This is a genomic window from Kribbella monticola (assembly GCF_003261635.1).
Taxonomy (GTDB): Bacteria; Actinomycetota; Actinomycetes; order Propionibacteriales; family Kribbellaceae; genus Kribbella; species Kribbella monticola.
In genome coordinates this window covers 395,736-421,827 of sequence record NZ_QFXK01000039.1, presented here as the reverse complement: position 1 = coordinate 421,827, position 26,092 = coordinate 395,736, and the positions used below count along the sequence as shown (strand labels likewise).

Sequence of the window (26,092 nt, the reverse complement as noted above, 5' to 3'; positions counted from 1 at the left end):
GGTCAACGGATTTCGCCAGACGGTCACATGCCGCAACGGCTGCGTGATCGGCGAAGATGTGCCTATGGAATTGAACAATCTGCTGTCAGGTCCACCCGAGACACTACTCCCCGTAGACCCGGCCGCGGCGGAACTCGCCGCCGGGGCCGCTGCGGTGGACATCGCCGCCAAGTTCCCGACCTCTTCGCTGGCCTGGTCGGTGCTGGCCGAGGCGGCGTTCGAGGACGGCCGCACCATCGAGGCGTATGCCTATGCACGCACCGGCTACCACCGTGGCCTCGACCTGCTCCGGCGCAACGGCTGGAAGGGTCACGGGCCGGTTCCGTGGGAGCACGAGCCGAACCGCGGCTTCCTGCGCTGCCTCGCCGTTCTGGGCAAGGCGGCCGCCGTCATCGACGAGAAGGACGAGGCCGAGCGCTGCGCCACCTTCCTGCGCGACTCGTCCCCGACCGCCGCGGACGTCCTCAGCTGAAGCGCCGGCCGAAGCCGGCAAGCTGATCTGCCCGGCCGGAGCCGGCAAGCTGAAGCGCCGGCCGAAGCCGGCAAGCTGATCTGCCCGGCCGGAGCCGGCAAAGCCGCGACCGGCCGACCTGAAAGAAGTTGTCGGAGCCGGCGCCGGCGGACGATGATCCGTCGGTGACCAGCCCGTACTCGCAACACGGATATCGCGTCGGCTTCGACTGGGGTCCGGTCGGCGCGGCCGCGGTCAGTGGTGACCTGGTCGCCGTGGTGGACGTTCTGTCGTTCACCACGGCGGTGACGGTGGCCGTGGACAACGGCATCGAAGTCCTGCCCTATCGCTGGCGGGACGAGACGGCCGTGGCCTTCGCGGAGCAGCACAACGCAGCGCTGGCCGTCGGTAGAGGAGAAGCTGGTGCCGACGGCATCAGCCTCTCGCCGGTCACGATCCGGCGAGCGCAGAACATCAAGCGTCTCGTACTGCCGTCGCCCAACGGCTCGACGATCTCGCAGCAGCTCCTCGACTGCGGCTCCACTGTCCTGGCCGTTTCACTGCGCAACGCGGCTGCGGCTGCGACCTATGTGGCTACCCAGCTGGCGGCGGAGCCTTCCCAGACCGCAGTAGCCATCGCTGCCGGCGAGAGGTGGCAAGACGGTTCACTGCGGCCAGCTGTGGAAGACCTGTGGGGTGCGGGCGCATTCCTGGCCTCATTGGCCGACAGCGGCATCGGTCCGTTGTCACCAGAAGCGCGAGCTGCCGCGGCGGCGTACAGAGATGCTGCCGACGAGCTGCCTGAGCTACTCCGAAACAGTGCCGGTGGACGTGAGCTCACGGCGTACGGATTCGCGGAGGATGTCGAGATCGCGGGTGAGCTCGGCGCCAGTCTGTCCGTGCCGGTACTGCGCGATGGCGTGTTCCGAGTAGACTGAGCTCGTCACCAGAACCCTAGAGGTACTGCCCGGTGATAGAGCCGGTAGGCGGCGTGCGTCCCCGCTTCCTACCGAAAATGGACGGTTGTAGGCGGCATCGACGGACCGGCAGAGCAGGACGCCCACGGTCAGATCACCGCCCCGCCGGGCAGCGGAAGGTCCTACCGTGCCGGTTGTCTCCGGACGGATCCGCACGCCCGAAAGGCAGCAGAGCGGCTACGGCGCAGCCCTGCAGACGCCCGGAGCGTGGAAGTTCTATCTAGCCGCTGCGCCTGCGCGCATCGGCATCGCCATGACCGGCCTCGGCATCGTCTGGCTCGTCCACGGTTCGACCGGCTCGTACGCCGTCGCCGGTGCCGTGACGGGCGGCTTTGCCGTGGCCGAAGCACTCGGTGGGCCGCAGGTGGCCCGCTTGATCGACCGGTACGGCCAGAGCCGGATGCTGCCGGTCACCTTGTTGCTGCACGCTTCTGCGATCGCGCTGTTGATCGCCCTGACACTGTCTGCTGCACCGCTGTGGATGCTGGTGCTGGCCGGAGTACTGGCAGGCGGGTCGTTGCCGCAGATCGGTGCGCAGACTGCAGCCCGGTGGTCGCATGCGCTCCGAGGTGATCCCGTCATCTCATCGGCGTTCGCTCTGGAGTCACTGGGCACCGGTATGGCCTTCCTGGTCGGGCCGGCTCTGATCGGAACCGTCAGCGCCCTGGTATCGCCAGTGGCCGGCTCGGTGCTGGCGACAAGCTTGGTGCTGGCCGGTGGCTTCGCGCTCGCCGCACAACGCAGTACTGCCCCGCCCTTGGCTGCAGCAAGTTCCCAAGCAAGCTCAGAACGCCTGCTACGCAAGGGTTTTCTCGCGATGGTCGGTACGAACGTCGGCGTCGGTCTGTTCTTCGGCAGCATGCAAGTCTCCGTCACGGCCTTCGCTGTCGACAGAGGGGCCGCATCCCTGGCGGGGCCGCTCTACAGCATCACCAGTCTGATCAGCCTGATCGCCGGTATCGCCTACGGTGCAAGGCGATGGCGACTCGCGGCTCCGACCCAGCTGGTCCTCGCCATGACTGTCCTGGCCGTCACGTGCGTGCCTTTGCTTGCTGTGAACAGTCCACTCGCTCTCGCCTTGGCGCTGGCTCTTCCCGGGCTCGCACTCGCTCCTATCCAGGTGCTCTCCGCAGTGCTGACGGAAGCAGAGGTAGAGCCCGCAGTACTCACGCAGGCTTTCACGTGGCTCAACTCCGGTAGCGCTGCAGGCATCGCTCTCGGCGCGGCCATCGCCGGCCGAGCCGTAGATACCCACGGCCCGCACCTTGGCTTCACCCAAGCCCTGGCAGCAACCCTCTTCGCAACTGCGATGGCCGCGGTGGTCCGGAGAACTACCGGTAGGTGATCTGGCGTTCGGCCTGGGCTCGGGCGGCGTAGTCCGCGGGGGTCAGGCCGATCTGCTCCTTGAACTCGTGCGAGAAGTGGGCCTGGTCGAAGTAGCCGAGTGCGACGGCGAGGTCGGCCAGTTCCGCGGACTCACCGCGGGCGAGGAGGTCGGCGCCGTCGTGCAGGCGGTAGCGGCGGAGCACCCACTTCGGGCCGACGCCGACGTAGCGGCGGAAGAGGCGCTGGAGCTTGCGAATCGGCAGGTCGAACCGCTCGGTCACCTGGTCGACCCGGGTCAGCGTACGGTCCTCACTCATCGCCGCGATGACGGCCCGGACCAACTCGTACTGCGGGTCTTCCACCACCAGGTGATCGGACAGGAACGCCTCGACCACCGCACGCCGGCGTACGTCGGAATCCTCGGCGAAGACCAGGTCGGCCAGCCGGTCGGCGTCGTCGAAGACCTCGCGCAGCGGCAACACCTGGTCGCGGAACGAGCCGACGTCGAGACCGGTCACCGCGCCGAACCCACCGGCCCAGAACTTCACCCCGAAGCACCGGCCGCGGCCGACCAGTTCACGCTCGAACTTGGTGGTACAGACACCGTTCACGAACGCGCCACCGGGCTCCTCGAAGGTGACGTTCACGCTCGGGAACGGCAGCACCTCCGCGACGTACGGCTCGGCCAGGTCCCACTCGACGATCCAGTACCACTCGACGAACCGGTCGATCCCCGGCCCGGCGGCGAGCCTGGACAGGTTTCGGTGCCGGGCCTGCTCCCGTGGGTGCAGGATGCCCTTCTCGCTGTACGTCGGCTCACTCGGCACAGGCCAAACCTACGACAGCGCACCGACAACCTCCGGCCTGTCGGTGGAACGCGCAGTGCGATGATCGGGCGGTGAAGATTCTCTCGATCCAGTCCGCGGTGGCCTTCGGGCACGTGGGCAATTCGGCGGCCGTCTTTCCGCTCCAGCGCATCGGTGTCGAGGTGCTGCCCGTCTACACGGTGAACTTCTCCAACCACACCGGCTACGGAGCGTGGCGTGGACCGATGATCAGCCCGGACGACGTACGCGAGGTGCTGCTGGGCATCGAGGAGCGCGGAGTCCTTCCGCAGATCGACGTGATTCTCTCCGGTTACCAAGGTGGCGAGGGGATCGCCGACGTCATCCTCGAGGCGGTCAAGCGGGTGAAGGCCGCGAATCCTGCGGCGGTGTACTCCTGCGATCCGGTGATGGGCAACGCGAAGTCCGGGTGTTTCGTCGCTCCGGCCATCCCGGTGCTGCTGCGCGACCGGGTCGTGCCGGCGGCCGACATCATCACGCCCAACCAGTTCGAGCTGGGTTTTCTGACCGGGACCGAGCCGGACACCCTCGAGTCCACGCTGGCCTCGGTGGAACTCGTGCGCGCGACCGGGCCGCGTACGGTGCTCGTCACGAGCGTCGAGCGCCCTGACCGCGAGGACGGCACGATCGAGATGCTCGCCGTCGACGACAGCGGCGCATGGCTCGTGCAGACGCCGTACATCCCGATGAAGGCGAACGGCTCGGGCGACGTGACGGCCGCGCTCTTCACGGCGCACTACCGGCGTACGGGCGATCTCGCGGACGCCCTCGCCCGGACGACTTCGAGCGTGTTCGACCTGCTCACGCGTACGCACGAGTCCGGTGAGCGCGAGTTGCAGCTGGTCGAGTCTCAGGACGCGTACGCCGAACCGCGGATGCAGTTCAGCCCGCAGCGCGTCGCCTGACCAGCCCAGGTCCTCGCGGCTGTCGCGTTCTTACAAGACCCACCGGGCGCTCGTCGCGAAGACTGAGGGCATGACGACGAACAAGGTGAACCCCATCCCGGCCGGCTACCACTCGCTCACCCCGTACCTCGCGGTCGACGACGGCCCGAAGGCGATCGAGTTCTACCAGCAGGTGTTCGGAGCCGAGGTGATCAGCCGGCAGGACATGCCCGACGGCCGGGTCGGCCAGGCCGAACTGAAGATCGGCAACTCGATGCTGCAGCTGAGTGACCAGATGCCGCAGATCGGGCTGCGGGCGCCGAACGGCGAGTGGGTGCACTCGTCGCTGGTGCACTACACCGAGGACGTGGACGCCACCTTCGCCCGGGCGATCGAGGCCGGGGCGCGGCAGGTGGAGGCGGTCCAGACGTTCATGACCGGCGACCGGTACGGCACGGTGATCGACCCGTTCGGGCACCGCTGGGCGATCCTGACGAAGGTCGAGGACGTCTCACCGGAAGAAGCCGACCGCCGGGTGAAGGAGTGGCTGGCGTCGAACCCGGAAGGCCTCGACTGAGCAGGCCCAGCCAGCGGACCCGAAGTCTGTGACGTAGGCACGAAGATTGTCGCGTAGACACGAGAAAGCGGCCCGCCGGAACCGTCCCCTGCGGCAGTTTCGGCGGGCCGCTGACTAAGAGTGTGCACGTGATCACGGAAAACCGCAACCCGTCGTAGTGAATTAAACGCACGATGTCACGTGTTGCCCGTCACGCACGGCCACAGCGTGGTAATGCGCAGGTCCGGTAGACTCCTGTCGCAAGAGCCTGGAAGCCTCACCGAGTGAACTCTCGGTGAACGCGTCCGGGCTTCACCGTTTTCTTATGCGGCCAAGACTGACACGGCCAAGAGGAGGGCTGAGATGCCCGCAATCGTGCTCGTCGGCGCCCAGTGGGGCGATGAGGGCAAAGGCAAGGCGACCGACCTGCTCGGCAACACCGGGGCCGAGATCGACTACGTGGTGAAGTTCAACGGCGGTAACAACGCCGGCCACACGGTGGTGATCGGCACCGAGAAGTACGCGCTGCATCTGCTGCCGAGCGGGATCCTGACCCCCGGGGTGACCCCGGTGATCGGCAACGGGGTGGTGGTCGATCTCAGCGTGCTGTTCGAGGAGCTGGACGCGCTGAACGCCCGTGGGGTCGACACGAGCCGGCTGGTGGTCAGTGCGAACGCGCACCTGATCCCGCCGTACAACCGGACACTGGACAAGGTGGCCGAGCGGTTCCTGGGGAGCCGCAAGATCGGCACCACCGGGCGCGGCATCGGCCCGACGTACGCGGACAAGATGAACCGGATCGGCATCCGCGTCCAGGACCTGTACGACGAGAAGATCCTGGAGCAGAAGGTCACCGGCGCGCTGGAGCAGAAGAACCAGCTGCTGGTGAAGGTCTACAACCGGCGCGCGGTCGAGATCGCCGAGGTGATGGACGAACTGCTCGGGTACGCCGAGCGCCTGCGTCCGATGGTCGCCGACACCAGCCTGCTGCTCGGCAAGGCGCTGGACGCGGGCAAGACGGTGTTGATGGAGGCCGGTCAGGCGACCCTGCTGGACGTCGATCACGGCACCTACCCGTTCGTCACCTCGTCGAACGCGATCTCGGCGGGCGCCTGCACCGGATCGGGCATCCCGCCGACCCGGATCGACCGTGTGATGGCGGTCGTCAAGGCGTACACCACCCGCGTCGGCGAAGGTCCGTTCCCGACCGAGTTGCTCGACGAGGACGGTGAGTGGCTGCGCCAGCAGGGCTTCGAATTCGGTACGACGACCGGCCGGCCGCGTCGCTGCGGTTGGTACGACGCGGTGATCGCCCGGTACGCCGCCCGCGTCAACGGGGTCACCGACTTCGTGCTCACCAAGCTGGACACGTTGACCGGACGGGAGAAGATCCCGGTCTGCGTTGCGTACGACGTCAACGGCGTCCGGCACGACGAGATGCCGATGACGCAGACCGACTTCCACCACGCGACGCCGGTCTACGAGGAGTTCGACGGCTGGTCGGAGGACATCACCGGCTGCCGGACGTTCGAGGATCTGCCGAAGAACGCGCAGACCTACGTCAAGGCGGTCGAGGCGATCAGTGGCGCCCCGATCTCCGCGGTCGGTGTCGGCCCCGAGCGCTCCCAGATCGTCATCCTCGACAACCGGATCTGAACCCTGAGCCCACCCCCGGAGATAGGGGGTGGGTTCAGCGGTTGTTGCCGATGATGGGGAGATCGCGGATCAGGGGATAGCCGCGCACGTCGGTGAGCTCGGATGCCGAGGGCACGTGGATCGCAGTACGGGCCCAGCGGGAGCCGGAGCCGTTGGATGCGCCCGTGAATGCCGCGACGGCAGCGACGAGCAGCAGTACTGCGACCAGCAGGCTCAGCCAGGCTGGGCGAACGGCCGAGCGCAAGGTGATCTTGGCGCCTCGGCGTAGCGAACTACCGCCAGGACCCCACCAGGCAGCGAGAAGTCCCGCCACGCCACCAGTGCCGAAGCCGACTGCGGACAGCGGCTCCCACCCGGTGCCGTGCGAGTTGGCGGCACCGGCGGTCACGATGCCGCCGACCATGAAGCCGACGATGACCGGCAGGATCAAGCAGAACAGCGTGATCAGTGAGGCTGCCATCAGGTGTACCGGGCTGGCTGCGATCGCGATGACGCCGTCCGACTTGCCACGTCCGCCACGAACCTGGCGGCGGCGCATAAGCGCAGTACTTCCGCGGTCGACCGTCCTGGCGAACACCAGCAGCAGCGTCGTGACCAGGAGCCCCAAGCCGGGGTAGAGAGCCATCAGACCGGACAGCGCGAGCAGTAGAGCCACTAGCAGCACAGTCCGCGCCAGCTGCTGGTTGGCAGGTGCCGCGACGTCCCCGGCAGGCTGTTTCGGCACCACGCTCTGACCCGGCGGCTGGCGCCCGCGGTAGGGCTCCGGCTGGTACTGCGGCTCTGGCTGAGGTTGGTAGAACTGCGGCTGCGGCTGCGGCTGCGGCTGCGGCTGGTACGACTGCTGTGCGTACGACGGTTGCTGGTACGTCGGCTGGTACGGCGCAACCCCCTGCCCCGGATAGCCGCCGTAGGCCGGCCCCTGAGCGCCCAGCGGTAGCGCGGGTGGAGCCGCTGCGACCGGCGCCGGACTGTAGGTCGCAGGGTGGATCGGCGCCGGACTAGCCGCCTTCGCCTTCTGCTGAGCAGCCACATCCCGCAGCTTGTCCCGCAGTGGCGTGAAGGCGGAGAGCGGTGGAATGACCGAAGGCACCAGGCTCGCGACCTCGGCCGGATCGTGACCGGCAACCGCGGTCGCCGCGACGGCGTCCTCCGGCATCACGCGGGTCATCACCGCAGTCGGCGGATTGACCTCGGCCGTCTCCTTCGCGGCCGACTCGACCGTCGGGTCGGGGATGAGAGCGTCCCTGCCCTCGGCGTACCGGTTGAGGCCGGTCATGATCTCGAGCTGGGTCGGGCGGTCCCGGCGATCAGGTGATAAGGCCGCAGCCAGCAGAGGCTTCAGGCGCGGGTCCAGGCCCTCCAGGTCGGCCTTGCCGGTGTGGACGCGGTGCAGCACGACCTCGAAAGGTCCCTTACCGAACGGACGTCGTCCGGTGGCCGCGTAGGCGACAGTGGCGGCCCAGCCCCACCAGTCGGCGGACTCCGAGACCATCTCGCCTTCGATGAGCTCCGGCGCGAGGTAGCCCGGCGTACCGATCACGAGCCCGGTCTGCGTGAGGCGGAGGTCGTCGGCGGCCTGGGCGATGCCGAAGTCGATCATCACCGGCTTGCCGTTGAACATCATCACGTTGCCGGGCTTGAGGTCCCGGTGGATCACACCAGCCTGGTGGATCGCCTGCAGCGACTCGGCGAGGCAGCCGGCCAGCGGAAGCCAGCGCTGTGGCGTCAGTGGGCCGCGCTCGTCCACTTGCTCGTCGAGTGGCCGGCCGGGGATGAAGCGGGTGACGAGGTACGGGCGGTCGCCGCGTAGGTCGTGGTCGAGGATGCCTGCGACACCAGGGTGGTTGACCTTCTGCAGTGTGGTGGCCTCGCGCTCCAGCCGGGCGCGCGCGGTCGGATCGTGGGCCACGTGCGGCCGCAGTACCTTCAGCGCCACCTCTTTGTGCACAGGCCCTTCGGCGAGGTACACGACCCCCATGCCGCCCTGGCCGAGTCGGCGCAGCAGCTTGTACGGCCCGATCTGCTCGTCCATCACGGTGGCAGCATCCACGTCTACCGGCGCGGTAGGACGTCCCCCTGTCACTGACATGGAATCTACGGTACGTCGACGTAAGCCCACCAAGACCTTTCGTCACCGAGAGCATTCGGCCGATCTCGAAGCAGGCTGGCCGGAATCTGACGATCGGCGTCTCGCGAACTGCTGGTGAGCGCCTCAGCGGATCGCGGAACTGGTACCGCGGCTGTCCTGGATCGCCTCGGTCTGCACCGGAGCGATGCTGCTGGCGGAAGCCGGGCTGGTGAAAGGTCGCCCGGCGACCACGAACCGGAACGCCTGGGCCGAGCTGGAGACGTTCGGCGCCGAGCTGAAGAAGAACCGGGTCGTCGACGACGGCACGCTGGTGACCGCCGGCGGGATCACGGCCGGGATCGACCTGGCGCTGCATCTCGTCGAGCGGGAAATCTCCGGCGAGGTGGCGGACAGCATCGCGGCGTCGATGGAGTACGCGCGGGACCGGGATCTGTACTCGTCGGCAGGGGAGCGGGGTCGGTAGAGGTCGGGAGTGCCGCCGGCCGCCCCGCCAACGGCACTCCCTGGGAGGAGTTTATGCAAAGTCCCTACGGAAAGTCGATCACGGGGTGTCGCCGAAACAACCCTGTGTAGGCGACCGGGGCGGTCGACCTCTGGCCGCATAGGTTCAACGGGTGATCAGGCTGGGGTGGCTCGTGGCTGTGCTGTTGCTCGTGGGCGGATGTGGAACCGAGGTGGCGACCGACGCGGCACCACGCCGTACGCCGGACGGTGACGCCGCCGTCGCCACGCCGACCCCTGGGCCGACCCCCAAGCCGACGCTCCCGCCGACGAAGTGCCCGCCTTCGGGTGGGGCGATCACGGTCGGGCCGGTGGATCCCGCGCTCGGCCACCGGGCCGTGACCGTGAAGCTGACCAACTGCGGCTCGAAGACGCTCGTCGTCGACGGCTATCCCGAGGTCGCCGTCCTCAACGCCCGCCGGGGCAAGTTCGAGCTCATCGTCGCGCGCGGATCGTCTTATATGGCGACGGATCCTGGGCCGACCACGATCCGGCTGGCGCGCGGCAAGTCGGTCCTGGCGTCAGTTGCCTGGAGCAACACCGTGACCTACGGCGACAACCAGAGCGGCGCGTACTTCGCGATCTCCTGGCGCAAGGGGGTGTCGCCGGTGATCTGGCCGGAGTACGTCGACATCGGTACCACCGGAAAGATCACGCTGACCGCCTGGAATCCCAAGCCTGCTTAGTTCTTCAGCTGGGGATAGAGGGTGGTGAGATCGGCGGAGAGGCCGGCCTTGACGTTACGGCTGAGCTCGTCGGCCACGACCTCGTGGGTGCCGGTCTCGATCGCATCCAGGGCCTGCTTGGCGATGTCCTCCGGCCGGGACTTCGGGTCGGAGATGTGCGCGGCCATGTCGGTGTCCACGTAACCGACGTGCAGGCCGGTGACGCCGATGCCGCGGTCGAGCAGTTCGAGGCGCAGGGCGTTGGTCTGGGACCAGAGGGCGGCCTTGCTGGCCGGGTAGGCGCCGCCGATGCTGATCCAGGACAGCACGGAGTGCATGTTCAGGATGTGGCCGCCGCCGTTGCGTTCGATCACGGGGACGAAGGCCCGGGTCACGTTCAGCGGCCCGAAGAAGTTGGCCTCGAACACCTCCCGGATCTCTTCGACCGGTGCGTCGAGCAGGCTGCGGCCGCCGGTGATCCCGGCATTGTTGATCAGCACGGTGACGTCGGGTGCCGCCGCCGCGAGGGCTTCGATGGAGGCGGGATCGGTCACCTCCAATGGCACGTTCACGAGCCGGTCATCGGTGCTCGGCTGGGGGTTGCGGGCGGTGGCGTAGACCTTCTTGACGCCGCGGGTGAGCAGGTCGTCGACGATCGCCTTGCCGATACCGCGGCTGCCGCCGGTGACGAGGACGACGGCGCCTTCGAGGGTGGTCATTGCTAGCTCCTGATGAGAGGTGGGAAACCGTTCTGTTTCCAGAGCGTAAACCGATCGGTTTCCAAACGCAAGCCGACCCGGTACGCTCGATTCATGACCACCCAGGCGACACCCCGCGAGCGACTGCTGGACGCGGCGGGCGAACTCTTCTACCGCGACGGCGTGAACATCGGCGTCGATGCGCTCTGCAAGGCGGCCGGGGTCTCGAAGAAGTCGATGTACCAGTTGTTCCGGTCCAAGGACGAGCTGATCGCGGAGAGCCTCGCCAGCGTCGGGCCGTCGCACCAGCAGGCGCTGGAGCCGGGGGTCGAGGACGGGGCGACGCCGCGGGAGCGGATCCTGGTCGTGTTCGAGAAGCAGGATCGGCTTGCGGCCGGCCGCGAGTTCTTCGGTTGCCCGTTCGTGAGTACGGCGGTCGAGCTGAAGAACCCGGAGCACCCGGGCAGCGTGGTGGCGCGGCACTTCAAGCAGCGGCTGACCGACTTCTTCCGGTCCGAGTTGATCGCGGCCGGCGTCGAGAACCCGGACCTGCTGGCTGTCCAGCTGACGATGGTCTTCGACGGCGCGAGCGCGCGGGCCGTAGTACGGGCGCAGCCGCTCGGTGGGATCGGAGTTGCTACCGCGTCGGCCCTGCTCGACGCCGCGGGTGTGAAGGAAGAGGCGCTGGCCGGCGAGGCTCACCGGCGCTGATCCGGTAATGCGGTAGCCGGCGGAAAATGCACGAGCATTCGGTGGGACAAAGATGCGTTTTGTTCCATTTTCGGTGGGACGAAGTATGACTTTGTTCCAGAGGAATTCTGGGTCGCTGGGATATTGACGGCTCGGGGTTGCATCGGCACACTTCCGAAAAGACTCTGCGGTATGCGGGGGGAATCGCGGAGTCCACCGCCCCGAGAACAGGACATCCGCCCATGCGAAAGAAAGCATTGATTCCCCTGGTGGCCGCTGCCTGCGCAGCCGTCATCGCCGGCGCTCTCAGCAATCCGGCGATCGCCGCCGAGCAACCCGCTGCCGCGGCTCAGCGACCCGCTGCCGCGGCTCAGCGGCCTGCTGCCGTGAATGCGCCGGCCGCGTTCGCCCATCCCGGCGTCGGCGTCAGCCGCGCGCAACTGGACTTCGTCCGCACCAAGGTGCAGGCCGGCGCCCAACCGTGGACGAACGCCTACAACCAGGCCAAGAGCAGCAACTACGCGTCCCTGAGCCGTACGCCGACCCCACGCGCGGTGGTCGAATGCGGTCCGTACTCGAACCCGAACTACGGCTGCACCAACGAACGCGAGGACGCGATCGCGGCGTACACCGATGCGCTCATCTGGTACTACACCCGCGACGATCGCTATGCACAGAAGGCGATCCAGCTGATGGACGCCTGGTCGAACACGATCACCGACCACACCAACAGCAACGCGCCGCTGCAGACGGCCTGGACCGGGTCGTCGTGGCCGAAGGCGGCCGAGATCATCAAACACATCTACGGCAACTGGCCGAACGCGGGACGCTTCGCGACCATGCTGCGCAACGTCTACCTGCCCGAGATCATCAACGGCTCGAACTCCAACGGCAACTGGGAGTTGAGCATGATCGAGGCGATCCAGGGCATCGGTGTCTTCCTCGACGACCCGACCGTGTACGACAAGGCGATCTCGCTCTTCCGGGTCCGCGTGCCCGCCTACGTCTACCTGTCTTCGGACGGCGCGCTGCCGAAGACCAAGCCGAGCCAGAACCTCGACACCCGCGACAAGATCATCGCGTACTGGCAGGGCCAGAGCACCTTCGTCGACGGCCTGACCCAGGAGACCTGCCGCGACTTCACCCACACCGGTTACGGGATCTCCTCGATCTCCCACGTCCTGGAGACCTCCCGGATCCAGGGCATCGACCTGTACCCCGAGTTCGGTGAACGCCTTCGTCAGGCACTCGGCTTCCAGTCCCGCTGGGAGCGCAACCTCGAGCCGGTGCCGTCCTGGCTGTGCGGCGGCAGCGTCAACCGCGGGCTCGGCCCGATCACCGAGGTCGGCTTCAACGCCCTGCACACCCGACTTGGTATCGCGATGACCAACACCCAGGCTCTGACCGAGTCCAAGCGCCCGGCGGGTTCGAACAACCTGTTCGTGGCTTGGGAAACCCTCACCCACGCGGAGAACCCGAGCTGATCGATCCGCATCCGGAGAGCCCTGCCCGGCTCTCCGGATGCGGCTGTCTGCGGTTCAGATCTGCGGTTCGCCACGCTTCCAGTAGCCCTGGAAGGAGACCGCCGGCTTGGGCAGGCCGACGGTGTTGACGAGATGGCGGCGGACCTGCTTGATCATCCCGGACTCTCCGGCGACCCAGGCGTAGTCGGCGTCGTACGGGAGGTCTGCGGCTTTGAGGGCCTCAGGCAACGATCCGGTACCGCGCGTGATCCAGGCGACGTCCACCTCGCCCGGACTCGGCAGCGGGCGGATGTCGCGGGCATCGGGAACCTCGATGAAGACGGTCGCGCGTACGCCGGCCGGCAGGTTCTCGAGGATTGCCGCCACCGCCGGCAATGCGGTTTCGTCGGCCACCAGGATACGGCTGGTACTGGTCGCGGGCGGAACATAGTCGACGCCCGAGTTCAGCAATCCTTTGATGCTGGTGGTGTCGACCGAGAACGGCACGATCAGCCCGACCTGATCGCCCGGCCGGGTTTCACTCACCCAGGCCGAAGCCGGGCCGTTCACGCCGTGCAAAACGAATTCGATATCCAATTCGGCCAGCTCGGGACGCATTGCGCGAACGGTGTAGGTGCGCATGACGAAACGTTCCTCGGCCGGCATCGAGCACCAGTCGGCGTACCACTCGGGGCCGGTCGGCAGGCGGAGTACGCCGCCGTCGGGTGGGGAGAGCAGGACTTTGATCCGCTGATCGGGACCGGCGGTCACCACGTCGGCGAGCCTGGGTGCCACGAACGTGACCCGGCGCAGGTGCGGGCTGAGGTCCTCGATCGACGCCACCGTGGCGAGGACCGAGTCGAACGCGATCGGGCGCTCGAGCAACGTCGTCATACCGGTTCTCCGATGTAAGTACTGACAAAGCAGGGGTGCTCGGATGCGACCCGATGGCGTGCGGGCTATCCTGAGGCAACAAGGTTAGCCTTACCTAAGAGGATATCTAAATCCAATGCCCTCGCCGTCCACTGCCGCCGCCACCCGGCCGGAGACAGCCGCCGTGCCTCGGCGTCGCTCGCGGACCCGTCGCGGCACCTTGATCCTCGGGTTGGCCGGCTGCGTGGCGTTGCTGCTGGTCGTGGCGTGGCTCAGCGTTGCCGTGGGCTCGAAACAGATCGCGGTGTCGACCGTGTTCGATGCCTTGCGCCACTACGACGCCGGCAATACCGATCAGGTGATCGTTCACTCGCTGCGGGTGCCACGGACTCTGGTCGGCCTGCTCGTTGGTGCGGCGCTCGGCCTGTCGGGAGTCCTGATGCAAGGGGTGACGCGGAATCCACTGGCCGATCCGGGCATTCTCGGGGTCAACGGCGGGGCTGCACTTTTCGTTGTCGCGGGCATCTATTGGTTCGGGCTGACGAGCCTGACGGCGTACGTGTGGCTGGCCTTCGCGGGAGCGGCGGCCGCGTCGGTTGCGGTGTACGCGCTCGGCTCACTCGGCCGTGAAGGTGCGACGCCGGTGAAACTCGCCCTGGCCGGAGCTGCGTTGACGGCCATGCTCGGCTCGCTCACCACCGCGCTGCTGATCGGTGACGTCAACACGTTCGACCAGTTCCGGTTCTGGGCGGTCGGATCGCTGGCGGGCCGTGGCTCGGACATCGTCGGTCAGGTGGCGCCCTTCATTCTGGTCGGCATCGTGCTCGCGCTGTTCTCGGGCCGGGTGCTCAACGCACTGTCGCTTGGTGACGACGTCGCGCGATCGCTGGGCCAGCGGGTCGGACTGGCGCGGATCTTCACGGCGCTCGTCGTCGTGCTGCTCTGCGGAGCAGCCACCGCCGCCGCGGGACCGATCGGTTTTGTCGGACTCACCATCCCGCACGTCGCGCGCCTGGTGACTGGTCCCGATTACCGCTGGATCCTGCCGTATTCGATGCTGTTGGCACCGATCCTGCTCCTCGGATCCGACATCATCGGCCGGCTCGTCGCCCAGCCCGGCGAACTCCAGGTCGGCATTGTCACCGCCGTAGTCGGCGCTCCCTTCTTCATCGCGCTTGTACGCCGACGCAAGCTGGCGGCCCTGTGACGGCCGGCGTGGAGCTGTCGCCCGCCCAGGTGATCTCGCGGGCGAGGTCGGCCCGGCGGGCGCGGTCGGTGGTCGTGATCGCCGTCCTGGCCGCCGTGGTGTTCGTGATCTTCTGCGTGTCGCTCTCCCTCGGCGATTTCAAGATCCCGGTCGTCGACGTGGTGAAGACGCTGTTCGGCGGCGGTGACCGGGCCACCGAGTTCATCGTCAACAAACTGCGGTTGCCGCGCGCGCTGACCGGCGTACTGGTCGGCCTTGCGCTCGGAATGTCCGGTGCGATCTTCCAGAGCATCGCGCGCAATCCGCTGGCCAGCCCGGACATCATCGGTGTCACGTACGGCGCCAGTGCGTTCGCGGTGCTCGCCATCGTCACGCTCGGCCTGACCGGCGCGGCAGTGGCCGCCCTCGCGATCGCGGGGGCCTTGCTGACCGCGATCATCATGTACCTGCTGGCCTGGCGGCGTGGTGTTTCCAGCTACCGCTTGATCCTGGTCGGGATCGGGATCGGTGCGATGGCGACCAGCTTCACGTCGTACCTGCTGACCAAGGCGCGCGTCGAGATCGCCCAGCAGGCGCTGATCTGGTTGACCGGGAGCCTGAACGGCCGGGACTGGTCGCAGGTCCGTTCGATGGCGATCACCCTGGCGGTGCTTTCGCCGGTGCTGGTGTTGCTCGTACGCCGGCTGCGCATCCTGCAGCTCGGCGACGAAACGGCGTACGGGCTGGGGTTGCAGGTTGAGCTGTCGCGGCTCGGGCTGATCGTGGTGGGTGTGCTGCTGGCCGCGATGGCGACGGCTGCGGCGGGGCCGATCGGGTTCGTCGCGTTCGTCGCGCCGCCGATCGCGCGCTGGCTGACGCGTTCGCCCGGGCCGGCTCTGGTCGCATCGGCGCTGATCGGCGCGTTCGTGGTGTCGCTGTCCGACCTGATCGCGCAGCACGGGCTGGGCCACACGCAGTTGCCGGTCGGTGTGGTCACCGGTGTCGTCGGCGCGCCGTACCTGATGTTCCTGCTCGCCCGGACCAACCGGGTAGGCAGTGGTGGCTGAGATGGAGACCCTGATGGACCACAGCCTGTCCGCCGAGAACCTTGCCGTCGGCTACGACCAGCGCGAGATCATCCACGACCTGTCGGTGCGCATTCCGGCGGGCAAGATCAGTGTGATCGTCGGCGCCAACGCGTGTGGCAAGTCCACGTTGCTGAAGACGCTGGCCCGATTGCTCAAGCCCAGCAGGGGATCCGTGCTGCTCGACGGCAAGAGCATCCAGCAGATCCCGACCCGTGAGGTCGCCATGAGGCTCGGCTTGTTGCCGCAGGCGCCGACCGCACCCGAAGGCATCACGGTGGCCGATCTGGTCGGCCGGGGACGCTATCCGAGGCAGGGCTGGATCCGGCAGTGGACGCCGGCCGACGACGAGGCGATCGCCGACGCGATGATGTCGACCGACGTGCTGGAGATCGCCGACCGTCCGATCGACGAGCTCTCCGGCGGTCAGCGGCAGCGGGTCTGGATCGCGATGGCGCTCGCGCAGGAGACCGGCATCCTGCTCCTCGACGAACCGACCACCTTCCTCGACCTGACCCACCAGATCGACGTCCTGGAACTGCTGGTCGATCTGAACAAACGCGACCAGCGAACCATCGTCCTGGTCCTGCACGACCTGAACCAGGCCTGCCGCTTCGGCGACCACCTGATCGCGATGAAGAACGGCACCATCGTCGCCGAGGGCAACCCCGCCGACGTCATCACCGAACCCCTCGTCCAAGACGTCTTCGGCCTCGCGGTCAAGGTCATCCCCGACCCAGTCGCCGGCGCCCCCATGGTCGTCCCCCTCGGCCGCCACACCAACCGCGCCGACGCACGTCCGCACCCCAGTACTCCGGCCGCCAAGGCCCTCGCAGCCTCCGCAGCAGCCACCGGAATCTGCACCCCCACCCAGCACTAGCCTCCGCTTCGTGCCTCTCCTACTACCCGGTGAGGCATTGACGGGTGGATAATTGTTAGTTAACTTTCCTGACAGTTAGAGAAACACTCCCGATCGCCCCGCTGGAGTTCTCATGTCGCGAAGTCGTGTGATGGTCAAAGTGTTGCCCCCGTTCCTGATTGCCGCGCTGGTGGCTGGGGTCGGGTTGAGTGCGAGTGCCCAGACAGCCGCCGATTCGCTGCTGTCCCAGCGTAAACCGGTGCTGACGTCGAGTGTGGAGACCAGCTCGTACGGCGGAAGTCTCGCCGTCGACGGGAGTCTCACCACCCGGTGGGCAAGCACGGAAGGCGTGGATCCGCAGTGGATCCGGGTCGATCTCGGCCAGGCTGCCACGGTTCACCGGGTCAAGCTGACCTGGGAAGTGGCGTACGGCAAGGACTACCGAGTAGAGGTGTCCGACGACGGAACCACCTTCACCACCATCAAGGATGTTGTCGGCGGCAACGGTGCTACCGACGACCTGACCGGGCTGACTGGTCACGGGCGCTACGTCCGCGTGGTCGGCACCAAGCGCGGTACCAGCTACGGCTACTCCCTGTGGGAAATGGAGGTCTACGGCAGCACAGACTCCACCGGCGACACCCAAGCGCCCACCGTCCCGACCGGACTGGCCGCCACTGGCGTCACGGCAACCACCGCAACGCTGAACTGGACCGCCTCGACAGACAACGTCGGCGTGAGCTCGTACGACGTACTGCGCAACGGTGCGGTGATCGCCAACGTGGCCCAGCCGCCGTACAACGACACCGGCTTGAGCGCGAGTACGGCGTACAGCTACACCGTGCGGGCTCGTGACCTGGCCGGCAACGTCTCGGCGGACAGCGCCGCCCTCAGCGTGCAGACACCGGCAGGTGGCGGCGGCCAGTTCGTCATCGCGGCGGCGGGCGACATCGCCGAGCAGTGCACCGCTTCGAGCTCGAGTTGCGCGCACCCCAAGACCGCGGCTCTGGTCCAGGCGATGAACCCGGCCAACGTCATCACGATGGGCGACAACCAGTACGACGACGCGCATCTGTCGGACTTCCAGAACTACTACGACAAGACCTGGGGCAAGTTCAAGGCGATCACCAAGCCGATCCCGGGGAACCACGAGACGTACGACGACACGCCGTACGACGGCTACCACAAGTACTTCGGGTCGATCGCGACGCCGCAGGGCAAGAACTACTACAGCTGGGATCGCGGCAACTGGCACTTCATCGCGCTCGACTCGAACGACTTCGTCACCCACGACAACCTGGCCGAGCCGGCGCAGATCACCTGGCTGAAGCAAGACCTGGCCAACAACACCAAGGGCTGCATCGCGGCCTACTACCACCACCCGCGGTTCAGCTCGGGTGACCACGGCGACAACCCCGACAGCGCCCTGCTCTGGCAGACACTGGTCGGCGCCAAGGTCGACCTGGTTCTGAACGGTCACGACCACCACTACGAGCGGTTCTACCCGCAGAACGTCGACGGCCAGAAGGACCCGAACGGTCCGGTCCAGATCATCGGCGGAACCGGCGGCGCTTCGTTCTACCCGGTGCACGCGGCGCACCCTGCCACCGCCAAGTTGATCCACGACAAGAACGGCGTGCTGAAGCTCTCGATGACCGACAACACGTTCACCGAGCAGCTGATCGGGGTCGACAACACGGTGCTGGACAGCAGCCCGACCTACACCTGCCACTGAGATGTACCTCGCTACCAGCCGGGCCGCCGACAGCGGCGGCCCGGCCACCGGTACCACCGCCCTCCGCTGGCGCCGAGTATCCGGCAACGTCGTCGCGCTCGGTCTGGTCAGCCTGGTCACCGACATCTCCTCGGAGATGGTGACGGCCGTCCTTCCGCTCTACCTGGTTCTCGGTCTCGGCCTCAACCCGTTGCAGTTCGGTCTCCTGGACGGCCTGTACGCCGGTGCGACCGCCGTACTGCGGATCGTCGGGGGATACGCCGCGGATCGCTGGCACCGTCTCAAGGCGGTGGCCGGGATCGGCTACGGACTCTCGGCGATCTGCAAGCTCGGGCTGATCCTGGCGGGCTCGTCGGTGGCCGGGATCGGTGCGGTACTTGCTGTCGATCGTGCGGGGAAGGGCATCCGGACCGCCCCTCGGGATGCCCTGATCTCGCTGAGCAGCAAGCCGGAGGCGCTCGGCCGTTCGTTCGGCGTACACCGTGCGCTGGACACGGCCGGTGCGTTCCTCGGTCCGCTCGTCGCGATGGGTGTGCTGTGGGTCAGCCTCGGCGACTTCGGATCCGTCTTCGTGACCAGTTTCTGTATCGCCGGCTTCGGCGTGCTGCTGCTGGTCGTGGCAGTCCGCGACCGGGTCCGGAAACATCGTGCCGCGGGTATTCCGTTGCGGGCGATGTTCGCCTTGCTGGGACGGAAAGGTTTCCGCCGGATGTGCGGCTGGGCCGCGCTGCTCGGCCTGGTCACGATCACGGATTCCTTTGTGTACTTGGCTCTGCAGCGACGGTGGGAGATCAGCAGCACGATGTTTCCGTTGTTGCCGCTCGGTACTACGGGAGTCTTCCTGCTGCTCGCCGTTCCGCTCGGCCGGCTGGCCGATCGGGTCGGTCGGTGGAAGGTGTTCGTCGGCGGCCACCTCGCCTTGGTGGTCTGCCTGGTCCTGGTCTGCGGACCGGTCGGCGGTCCGTGGCCGGCCGTCGGCGCATTGGCCTTGCACGGAACGTTCTACGCCGCGACGGACGGCGTGCTGCCCGCGGCCGCCGGCCCGTTGCTGCCGGAAGGCCTTCGAGCCAGTGGTCTGGCATTGCTGCAGACCGGCCAGGCGCTCGCGCGGATGGCGTCGGCCGTGCTCTTCGGCCTCGCCTGGACATTGTGGGACCTCGGTCCGTCCCTGCTCGTGACGGCAGGACTGCTGCTGACGATCACGGTCGCAGCCGCCGTCGTCAAACCCTGGGAGGCAAAGGGATGAAGAAGCTACTGATCGGCCTCGTCGGGTTCGCCTTGTTCGCGGGGGCGGCGATCGCGTACGTCGTGTCCGCGCGCGGCGACGAGCCGGCGGTCAACGCGGTCGCGGTGGTCACCGGACAGCCGCTGCCGTTGGACGGGCACACCCTGTTCTTCCGGAATGTTGCCCAGGGCCCGGATTTCGGCAAGTTGGCGGCCGTGCCGAGAACTGCTCCGACCGAGGCGCGAAAGGTCGGAGATCTCCACTGCGACCGCTTCGCGGCAGCTCGCAGTACGGGGATCTGCCTTCGAGTTCGGCAGGGGTCGTTGCCGCCGGTGACCGACCTGCTCGTGCTCGGCTCCGATCTGTCGGTCCGGCATCAGGAGACCTTGCCCGGTACGCCGAGCCGGGCGCGGGTTTCCCCGGACGGGCAATTCGTCTACTGGACGCTGTTCGTCACCGGTGACTCGTATTCGGCCACCGGGTTCTCCACCCGCAGCGGTCTGTACGAGGTACGGACGGGCCGGTTGGTGAAGACCATCGAGGAGCTCCCGGTGTTCGTCGACGGTAAGCGGTACTTCGCTTCGGACGTCAACTACTGGGGAATCACTTTCGATGCCGATGGCAACCGCTTCTATGCGACCCTGGGCAGCAAGGGCAAGACGTATCTGGTCGAGGCCGACTACCGGCAGTACCGCGGCGACGCGATCCTCGAGAACGTGGAGTGCCCTTCGCTGTCACCGGACGGAAAGCGAATCGCCTACAAACAAAAGGTTTCCGACGGTGTGTGGCGGCTCGCGGTCGTGGACCTGGCGACGAAGCGGGTGACCCGGCTGGCCGAGACCCGCAGCGTCGACGACCAGCCCTTGTGGCGGGACGACGCCACGATCCTTTACGGACTCCGCCGGGACGGCGACGCCTCGGACGTCTGGTCGGTGCCCGCCAACGGGGGCGGTACGCCGGTCTTGCTCATCCCCGACGCGAGCAGTCCGGCGTACGGGTGATCAGGTAGTCTGGGCGGCAGAGGGAGTGCGGCGTCGGAACGCTCCTTCCGCCTTTCCCGGCTCCCGAGGCGCATGGATGGATCAGCTGTGCTGGTCCCTGTGCCTTGGAGGAATTGTGACGACACTTGTCATCGGTGCCCGGGGAAGCATCGGGCGTTCGGTTCTCGATCAATTGCTGGCCGAAGGTGAGCCGGTCCGCGCCTCGGTACGGCGTGGTGGCCACGAGTTGCCCGAAGCTGTTGAGGTCGTGGCCGCCGATCTCGGTGACCAGGACAGCCTGGATCAGGCTCTCGACGGAGTACGCCGGGTGTTCCTGTATACCCCGGCGCCGGAGCAGGTCGAGGCCGTGATTCGCGCGCTGGAGAAGGCGGAGCTCGAGCGGGTCGTGCAGCTGTCGTCGGGAAGCGTGCTGCTGGAGTCCGCGGCCGGGAACGCCATCGCCGAGGAGCATCGGCTGGCCGAAGCCGCCTTCGCTCGCTCGGCCCTGCCGTGGGTGCCGATCCGGCCGTTGGTGCTGGCAACCAACGACCTGTACTGGGATACTCGCGGGCCCGTCCGGCTCGTCCGGCCGGAGGCTTGCACCGCGCCCGTCCACGAGCACGACATCGCAGCGGTCGCCGTCGCCGCTCTGACCGGCGCGGTCGATCTCGAAGCAGCCAGCGGGATGCTCACCGGTGCTGAGCTGCTCAGCCAGCGGGAACGGGTCGCTGTCATCGCCGACGTACTCGGCCGCCCGATCGAGATCGAGGAGCTGACCGAGGACGAGGCGAGAACGGTCTTCCCCGACAGCGCTCAGGCCGACGCGATTCTTGACTTCCTCCGAGAAGCCGCCGCGGGTGGATCGCCCGCGACAGGCGTAGTACGGGAACTCCTTGGCCGGGAGCCGCTGTCGTACCGGCAATGGGTGATGGACCATCGCGAGGACTTGTCGTGAGTCGCGGTCAGACTTTCCTTGTCTGGTGGACGATCAGTCCGGCGAGCAGGGCACCGAGCGTGCCGAGGGTGAGGTCGCCGAGCGTGTCGGTGTAGGCGGTCTGGAGTTCGGGCGAGTGCCGGACGAAGGCGACGTACTCGCCCAGCTCCCAGATCACGGCCGCGGTGGCACCGAAGCCGAGCGCGACGAACACGGTCAACGCGCGGGTCAGTGATCGCGGCGCGAAGGCAGTCAGTACGCCGGCCGTGAGGAGCGCCCACAAGACGAAGTGCATGGCGTCGTCCCACCAGCTGATGGTGTCGAACAGGTTCAGCCGGTTGCCGATCAGGTCCACCAGCCAGGGCAGCGTCATCAACAGGTCGGCGGACCACGGGAACGCCTTGTGGAGTTTGCTCTTCGCCCGACCGTAAGCCAGCCACCACAGCGGCAGGACGAGAGCACCGATCGGGTAGACGATCAGCCGGGCGGTCGAGGCCTTGCCCTTGATGCCGCTCAGATCCGGCCAGATGAGGGCCGAGAGCAACAAAGCGAAGAGGGCGACCTTGGCCGTCAGGGCGGCGTACCGGAGTACCGCGGGCCGGGTGGTGGCAGGGGCAGCCATCGTCGTCATACCTCCAGTGAACCTGCCCGGGTCCGCCTGTGGATGAGTAGATCTACTGAAAAGCCCCCGGCTGCGTCATTGTGACGCAGCCGGGGGCTTCTTGGTTGGAGGTCGTCAGCCGACGCTGACCAGGTCGACCACGAAGATCAGGGTCTCGCCGGGCTTGATCGCGTTGCCGGCGCCACGGTCGCCGTACGCCAGGTGCGGCGGGATGACCAGCTTGCGCCGGCCGCCGACCTTCATGCCCTGGACGCCGGTGTCCCAGCCCTGGATGACCCGGCCGACGCCGAGCTGGAAGTCCAGCGGAGCGCCGCGGTTGTACGAGGCGTCGAACTCCTCGCCGGTGGAGTGGGCGACGCCCACGTAGTGCACGCTCACCTGGGACCCGGCCTTGGCCTCCGCGCCGTCGCCCTCGGTGATGTCGGTGATCTCCAGATCCGCCGGCGGCGGGCCGTCCGGAAAGTCGATCTCAGGCTTGTCAGTCATACCTCAAGCTAACCAGATCCCCTGGGCGCCGCATTCCACAGCCCTGTACTCCGGTGCGCCCGCGGCCTGACACGGGCGCACCGGGGTGTTACAGGTCGCAGTCAGTTCGCCAGGGCCTCACGCAGGGTGGCGGCGAACTCGGTCGGCTTGCCCGGCTGGCCGTACTCGTCGCCGAGGAAGCCGCCGTGATTGCTCGGGAACGTCACCGGGGTGAGGCCGAGCCGCGCGGCGATCGCCTCACCGCCGCGGCGCGCGAACTGCCCCTCCGACTCCTCACCGACCCCGACGACGATCTTGTCCTTCACCTGCGCGAGCGCGTCGAGGTCCGGCTGGTACGACGTACAGCCGCGCACGTTCTGGCCGAGCAGAGCGTCGTCGCGAGATCCGTCGTCGGTCGTCGGCAGGCCGAACATCGCCGGATCGGGCGCTGGTTGCTCGGTGTAGTCGTCCGAGATCTCCCCGGCGTAGCTGACGAACGCGATGAACTTGGCCATCCCCGCGCCCATCCCGTCGCGCTGGTAGGTCTGGTACATGTCCTCGACGACCTTGAGAGCCGCCTCGGAGTCCGGTACGAGGGTGGCCAGCGGCGGCTCGTGGGCCACCAACCGGCGTACGAGCTCCGGCCGCTGCGCCATCAGGGCGAGGGCGTTCACCGCGCCGCCGCTGCTCGCGAAGAGGTCGACCGGGCCGGCGTCGAGCGTCTCGATCAGCGCGGCCAGGTCGGCGGCGTGGTCATTGGGGGACAGTTCGCCGCTGCCGTCGGTCCGCGTACTGCGCTCGACCCCGCGCGGGTCGTAGGTCACCACGGTTCGGTCGGTGAAATTCGACGCCAGGGTAAGGAATCCGCTCGCGGCCATCGGGGAGCCGATCATCAGCAGCACCGGACGGTTCTGGAGGTCGCCGCGGACGTCGTACGTCAGAACGGCGCCTGGTACGTCGATGGTGGCGGTGACGGGATCCGGCATGGAAGCTCCTCGAGTCGTGATTGCTTGGACCCTATTGATGCACCCCGAGGGGGTTAGCGTCGACACCCATGCGGAAGAAACTTGCCTTGCTGACCACGGCCGCCGCGCTGCTGGCCGCTGCCGGCGCGGTCACCATGTCGCGCGCGTCGGACGCCAGTACGACGACCGTTGCCGCCGAGAACTATGGGCAGTACTCGCTGATGTTCGAGCGCTCGGCCGGGCAATATTGGGCCGGTGGATCAGCCGCGGGCCAGTGGGCGTGGACACCACTGTCAGCCACCGAGTCGGACATCTCCTGGGGCGACCCGAAGACCTGGCCGCCGAAATCGGCCGAGCACTTCATCCACTCCGGCGACTGGGTTCTCCTCGACGGCTACAACGACGGCGCCGGCCGCCCGCTGACCCAGCTCCAGCGCGTCACCTCGGAGAAGATCGGCAACGCCACCTGCGGCGCGATGACCCCCATCCCGTCCGCAGGCGGCAAACAGCACTACGTGAAGTGGACGATCCCGACGACCGGCTACTGCCTCGACGCCGTCGGCACCATCAAACCCCCGAACGGCTCCACCACCGTCAACTTCCGCCACCTCCAGAAGTGGTCCCCACCGCATCCCTGCGCCAACACCTACTTCTCGAACCAGACCTGCATCACCCAATTCGAACAATGGTGGGACGACAACAACCACCCCTACGGCTTGCAACTGTCCCGGACCTTGGAAATAGCCCGAGGCAAAGGCCCAGCCTTCACCAACCACACCACAGTCCCGGTGAGCTGGAACGCCGACGGCAGGTACTACTGGCATTACTGAATGTCGACCGATCCCGCTCGCCGATGGGCGGGGTGGGGCGGAGTCAGTCGGTGGAACGTGGCGCGTGGGGCAGGTGCGGCCGAGAGACTCGGCCGCACCTGCCGTAGTACTACTTCTTGACTGTTTTGTTGTACTGGTCGATCTGGGGCTTGATGGACGCGGCTGCGTCGGTCATCGCCTTTTGGGGGTCGGTGCCGAGGACCGCCTTTTCGAGGCCGTCTTCGGCGGCCTTGCGGGCTTGGGGCATGACGCCGAGGATGCAGCCGGAGGAGGCGTTCGACGGCTTGGTGTTGTGGAGTTGGGTGATCGCGGTGGTGAACTGCGGGTACTGCGCCACCCAGGCCTTGTCGGCCGGCAGGTCGAGGGCCTTGGAGTTGATCGGGAAGTAGCCGGTGCCGGTGTGCCAGGCGGCCTGCTGCTCCGGCGACGAGGCGAACTTCACGAACTCCCACGACGCACGCTTCTCCGCGTCGGAGTGACCCGGTCCGTCGACCCACAGCGAGGCGCCACCGATGATCGGACCGCCGGTGTCGGCTGCGCTCAGCTTCGGGAACGGCGCCGTCAGCACGGTGAACTTGCCCTTGGCCGCGTTGATGTAGCCGCGCAGCGAGCCGGTCGACTCCAGGTGCATCGCCGAGGTGCCGGACTTGAAGACCGCCTGTGCGTCGTCGGTCTTCTTGCCGGTGTTCGGCATGTAGCCGTCCTTGACCATCTGCTGGTACCAGGTCGCGATCTTGACGCCCTGCTCGCCGTCGAAGTTCACCTTGGTGGCAAGGTCCTTGCGGCCGTTCTCGTTGTCACAGTACGTCGTACCGGACTGGGCGATCAGCTGCTCCAGGAACCACCCGTAGATCGCGGCGTTGAAGCCGTACTGGACGGTCTTGCCGCCCTGCTTGATGGTCAGCTTCTTCGCCGCCGCCATGATCTCGTCGAGGTTCGTCGGCGGCTTGTTGGGGTCGAGGCCGGCCTTCACGAAGGCTTCCTTGTTGATGTACAGCAACGGCATCGACGTGTTGAACGGCATCGAGTTGAGTTTGCCGTCGATCGAGTAGTAGTTGGCGATGTTCGGCTCGATCGAGTCCAGCGTGTAGCCGTCCTTGTCGGCGAAGCTCTGCACCGGCACGGTCTGCTTGGAGTCGATCATGAACCGCGAGCCGATGTCGTAGATCTGTACGACGGAAGGCGTGTTGCCCTGCTGCACCGACGTCTTGTACTTCGTGATCGTGTCGTCGTAGTCGCCCTGGTAGACGGCGGTGACCTCGATCTTGCCGGCGTTGGCCGTGTTGAACGCCTTCACCAGTTTGTCGACGGCCTCGCCGTTGGCGCCCTTCATACCGTGCCAGAACGTCACCTTGGTGACGCCGGTGGCCTTGTCCAGCGCGTCGGCGCCGGGCGCGTCCTGGCCGCCGGTCGCCTTGTCGCCGGAGTTGTCACTACCGCCGCAGCCGGCGGCGACGAGTGCCACCACTGCCAGCAGCGCCGCCACGGTCGCCGTACGCCGTTGTCGGACAGATCGCATCGCTGTGCCTTTC

The 26,092-nt window shown here is 67.2% G+C and carries 26 protein-coding genes; 18 read left to right on the top strand and 8 right to left on the bottom strand.

Going from position 1 to position 26,092, the window contains the following annotated elements:
- The first annotated feature begins 64 nt into the window (after nt 1–64).
- From DIZ26_RS33430 to DIZ26_RS33420, 3 genes are all read left to right on the top strand, one after another.
- Nucleotides 65–472 (top strand): DUF3151 domain-containing protein, encoded by a 408-nt coding sequence (locus DIZ26_RS33430; protein WP_112248542.1) that lies wholly within the window; start codon nt 65–67, stop codon nt 470–472.
- Nucleotides 473–636: 164 nt separating this feature from the next.
- Nucleotides 637–1,389, top strand: coding sequence for a 2-phosphosulfolactate phosphatase (locus DIZ26_RS33425; protein WP_112248541.1), 753 nt, complete (start codon nt 637–639; stop codon nt 1,387–1,389).
- A 166-nt stretch (nt 1,390–1,555) separates the two neighbouring features.
- The gene (locus DIZ26_RS33420; protein WP_112248540.1) at nt 1,556–2,773 is read left to right on the top strand and encodes an MFS transporter; all 1,218 of its coding nucleotides are present in this window, start codon (nt 1,556–1,558) and stop codon (nt 2,771–2,773) included.
- Here DIZ26_RS33420 and DIZ26_RS33415 read toward each other — a convergent pair.
- Nucleotides 2,760–3,581: an AraC family transcriptional regulator gene (locus tag DIZ26_RS33415; protein WP_112248539.1), complete on the bottom strand. Its 822-nt coding sequence runs from the start codon at nt 3,579–3,581 to the stop codon at nt 2,760–2,762. The genes DIZ26_RS33420 and DIZ26_RS33415 overlap by 14 nt on opposite strands.
- Before the next feature lie 71 nt (nt 3,582–3,652).
- Here DIZ26_RS33415 and pdxY point away from each other — a divergent pair, with 71 nt between their 5' ends.
- The 3 genes from pdxY to DIZ26_RS33400 all read left to right on the top strand — a co-directional run bounded on the left by pdxY (nt 3,653) and on the right by DIZ26_RS33400 (nt 6,695).
- Nucleotides 3,653–4,504, top strand: coding sequence for a pyridoxal kinase PdxY (gene pdxY, locus DIZ26_RS33410; RefSeq protein WP_112248538.1), 852 nt, complete (start codon nt 3,653–3,655; stop codon nt 4,502–4,504).
- Nucleotides 4,505–4,574: 70 nt separating this feature from the next.
- Nucleotides 4,575–5,060, top strand: coding sequence for a VOC family protein (locus DIZ26_RS33405; protein WP_112248537.1), 486 nt, complete (start codon nt 4,575–4,577; stop codon nt 5,058–5,060).
- Between the two features lie 342 nt (nt 5,061–5,402).
- Nucleotides 5,403–6,695: an adenylosuccinate synthase gene (locus DIZ26_RS33400; protein WP_112248536.1), complete on the top strand. Its 1,293-nt coding sequence runs from the start codon at nt 5,403–5,405 to the stop codon at nt 6,693–6,695.
- A 34-nt stretch (nt 6,696–6,729) separates the two neighbouring features.
- On the opposite strand, the gene DIZ26_RS33395 is transcribed toward DIZ26_RS33400, so the two are convergent.
- Nucleotides 6,730–8,784 (bottom strand): serine/threonine-protein kinase, encoded by a 2,055-nt coding sequence (locus DIZ26_RS33395; RefSeq protein ID WP_112248535.1) that lies wholly within the window; start codon nt 8,782–8,784, stop codon nt 6,730–6,732.
- A 130-nt stretch (nt 8,785–8,914) separates the two neighbouring features.
- Here DIZ26_RS33395 and DIZ26_RS33390 point away from each other — a divergent pair, with 130 nt between their 5' ends.
- A complete protein-coding gene (locus DIZ26_RS33390; RefSeq protein ID WP_332872754.1) occupies nt 8,915–9,247 on the top strand; it encodes a DJ-1/PfpI family protein in 333 nt (110 codons plus the stop codon).
- A 151-nt stretch (nt 9,248–9,398) separates the two neighbouring features.
- Nucleotides 9,399–9,971, top strand: coding sequence for a DUF4232 domain-containing protein (locus tag DIZ26_RS33385; protein ID WP_112248533.1), 573 nt, complete (start codon nt 9,399–9,401; stop codon nt 9,969–9,971).
- On the opposite strand, the gene DIZ26_RS33380 is transcribed toward DIZ26_RS33385, so the two are convergent.
- On the bottom strand, nt 9,968–10,669 hold the full coding sequence (locus DIZ26_RS33380) for an SDR family oxidoreductase (protein ID WP_112248532.1): 702 nt from the start codon (nt 10,667–10,669) through the stop codon (nt 9,968–9,970). The two genes, DIZ26_RS33385 and DIZ26_RS33380, sit on opposite strands and share 4 nt — an antisense overlap.
- Before the next feature lie 93 nt (nt 10,670–10,762).
- On the opposite strand from DIZ26_RS33380, the gene DIZ26_RS33375 reads away from it, so the two are divergent.
- The gene (locus tag DIZ26_RS33375) at nt 10,763–11,359 is read left to right on the top strand and encodes a TetR/AcrR family transcriptional regulator (RefSeq protein ID WP_112248531.1); all 597 of its coding nucleotides are present in this window, start codon (nt 10,763–10,765) and stop codon (nt 11,357–11,359) included.
- Nucleotides 11,360–11,580: 221 nt separating this feature from the next.
- Complete coding sequence (locus DIZ26_RS33370) at nt 11,581–12,822, top strand: alginate lyase family protein (protein ID WP_112248530.1); 1,242 nt, start codon at nt 11,581–11,583, stop codon at nt 12,820–12,822.
- 54 nt (nt 12,823–12,876) lie between these two features.
- Here the strand turns inward: DIZ26_RS33370 and DIZ26_RS33365 are convergent, their stop codons facing one another.
- Nucleotides 12,877–13,695: a siderophore-interacting protein gene (locus DIZ26_RS33365; protein ID WP_112248529.1), complete on the bottom strand. Its 819-nt coding sequence runs from the start codon at nt 13,693–13,695 to the stop codon at nt 12,877–12,879.
- A gap of 115 nt (nt 13,696–13,810) precedes the next feature.
- Between DIZ26_RS33365 and DIZ26_RS33360 the strand changes: the two genes are divergently transcribed.
- From DIZ26_RS33360 to DIZ26_RS33330, 7 genes are all read left to right on the top strand, one after another.
- The gene (locus DIZ26_RS33360) at nt 13,811–14,881 is read left to right on the top strand and encodes a FecCD family ABC transporter permease (protein WP_112248528.1); all 1,071 of its coding nucleotides are present in this window, start codon (nt 13,811–13,813) and stop codon (nt 14,879–14,881) included.
- On the top strand, nt 14,878–15,927 hold the full coding sequence (locus tag DIZ26_RS33355) for a FecCD family ABC transporter permease (RefSeq protein WP_198676401.1): 1,050 nt from the start codon (nt 14,878–14,880) through the stop codon (nt 15,925–15,927). Before DIZ26_RS33360 ends, DIZ26_RS33355 begins: the two co-directional genes overlap by 4 nt.
- A gap of 1 nt (nt 15,928) precedes the next feature.
- Nucleotides 15,929–16,825, top strand: coding sequence for an ABC transporter ATP-binding protein (locus DIZ26_RS33350; protein WP_112248527.1), 897 nt, complete (start codon nt 15,929–15,931; stop codon nt 16,823–16,825).
- Nucleotides 16,826–16,937: 112 nt separating this feature from the next.
- Complete coding sequence (locus DIZ26_RS33345; RefSeq protein ID WP_232828777.1) at nt 16,938–18,539, top strand: discoidin domain-containing protein; 1,602 nt, start codon at nt 16,938–16,940, stop codon at nt 18,537–18,539.
- A 1-nt stretch (nt 18,540) separates the two neighbouring features.
- Nucleotides 18,541–19,785 (top strand): MFS transporter, encoded by a 1,245-nt coding sequence (locus tag DIZ26_RS33340; protein ID WP_112248525.1) that lies wholly within the window; start codon nt 18,541–18,543, stop codon nt 19,783–19,785.
- The gene (locus DIZ26_RS33335) at nt 19,782–20,765 is read left to right on the top strand and encodes a TolB family protein (RefSeq protein ID WP_112248524.1); all 984 of its coding nucleotides are present in this window, start codon (nt 19,782–19,784) and stop codon (nt 20,763–20,765) included. Before DIZ26_RS33340 ends, DIZ26_RS33335 begins: the two co-directional genes overlap by 4 nt.
- Nucleotides 20,766–20,880: 115 nt before the next feature.
- On the top strand, nt 20,881–21,699 hold the full coding sequence (locus tag DIZ26_RS33330; RefSeq protein WP_157979888.1) for an NAD(P)H-binding protein: 819 nt from the start codon (nt 20,881–20,883) through the stop codon (nt 21,697–21,699).
- A gap of 7 nt (nt 21,700–21,706) precedes the next feature.
- Here DIZ26_RS33330 and DIZ26_RS33325 read toward each other — a convergent pair whose 3' ends face one another.
- From DIZ26_RS33325 to DIZ26_RS33315, 3 genes are all read right to left on the bottom strand, one after another.
- Nucleotides 21,707–22,309: a hypothetical protein gene (locus DIZ26_RS33325; RefSeq protein ID WP_112248522.1), complete on the bottom strand. Its 603-nt coding sequence runs from the start codon at nt 22,307–22,309 to the stop codon at nt 21,707–21,709.
- Between the two features lie 105 nt (nt 22,310–22,414).
- A complete protein-coding gene (locus tag DIZ26_RS33320; RefSeq protein ID WP_112248521.1) occupies nt 22,415–22,786 on the bottom strand; it encodes an FKBP-type peptidyl-prolyl cis-trans isomerase in 372 nt (123 codons plus the stop codon).
- A gap of 101 nt (nt 22,787–22,887) precedes the next feature.
- On the bottom strand, nt 22,888–23,751 hold the full coding sequence (locus tag DIZ26_RS33315) for an alpha/beta fold hydrolase (protein WP_112248520.1): 864 nt from the start codon (nt 23,749–23,751) through the stop codon (nt 22,888–22,890).
- A 68-nt stretch (nt 23,752–23,819) separates the two neighbouring features.
- On the opposite strand from DIZ26_RS33315, the gene DIZ26_RS33310 reads away from it, so the two are divergent.
- Nucleotides 23,820–24,560 (top strand): hypothetical protein, encoded by a 741-nt coding sequence (locus DIZ26_RS33310; RefSeq protein WP_112248519.1) that lies wholly within the window; start codon nt 23,820–23,822, stop codon nt 24,558–24,560.
- Nucleotides 24,561–24,669: 109 nt separating this feature from the next.
- On the opposite strand, the gene DIZ26_RS33305 is transcribed toward DIZ26_RS33310, so the two are convergent.
- A complete protein-coding gene (locus DIZ26_RS33305) occupies nt 24,670–26,079 on the bottom strand; it encodes an ABC transporter substrate-binding protein (RefSeq protein ID WP_112248745.1) in 1,410 nt (469 codons plus the stop codon).
- Nucleotides 26,080–26,092: the final 13 nt, after the last annotated feature.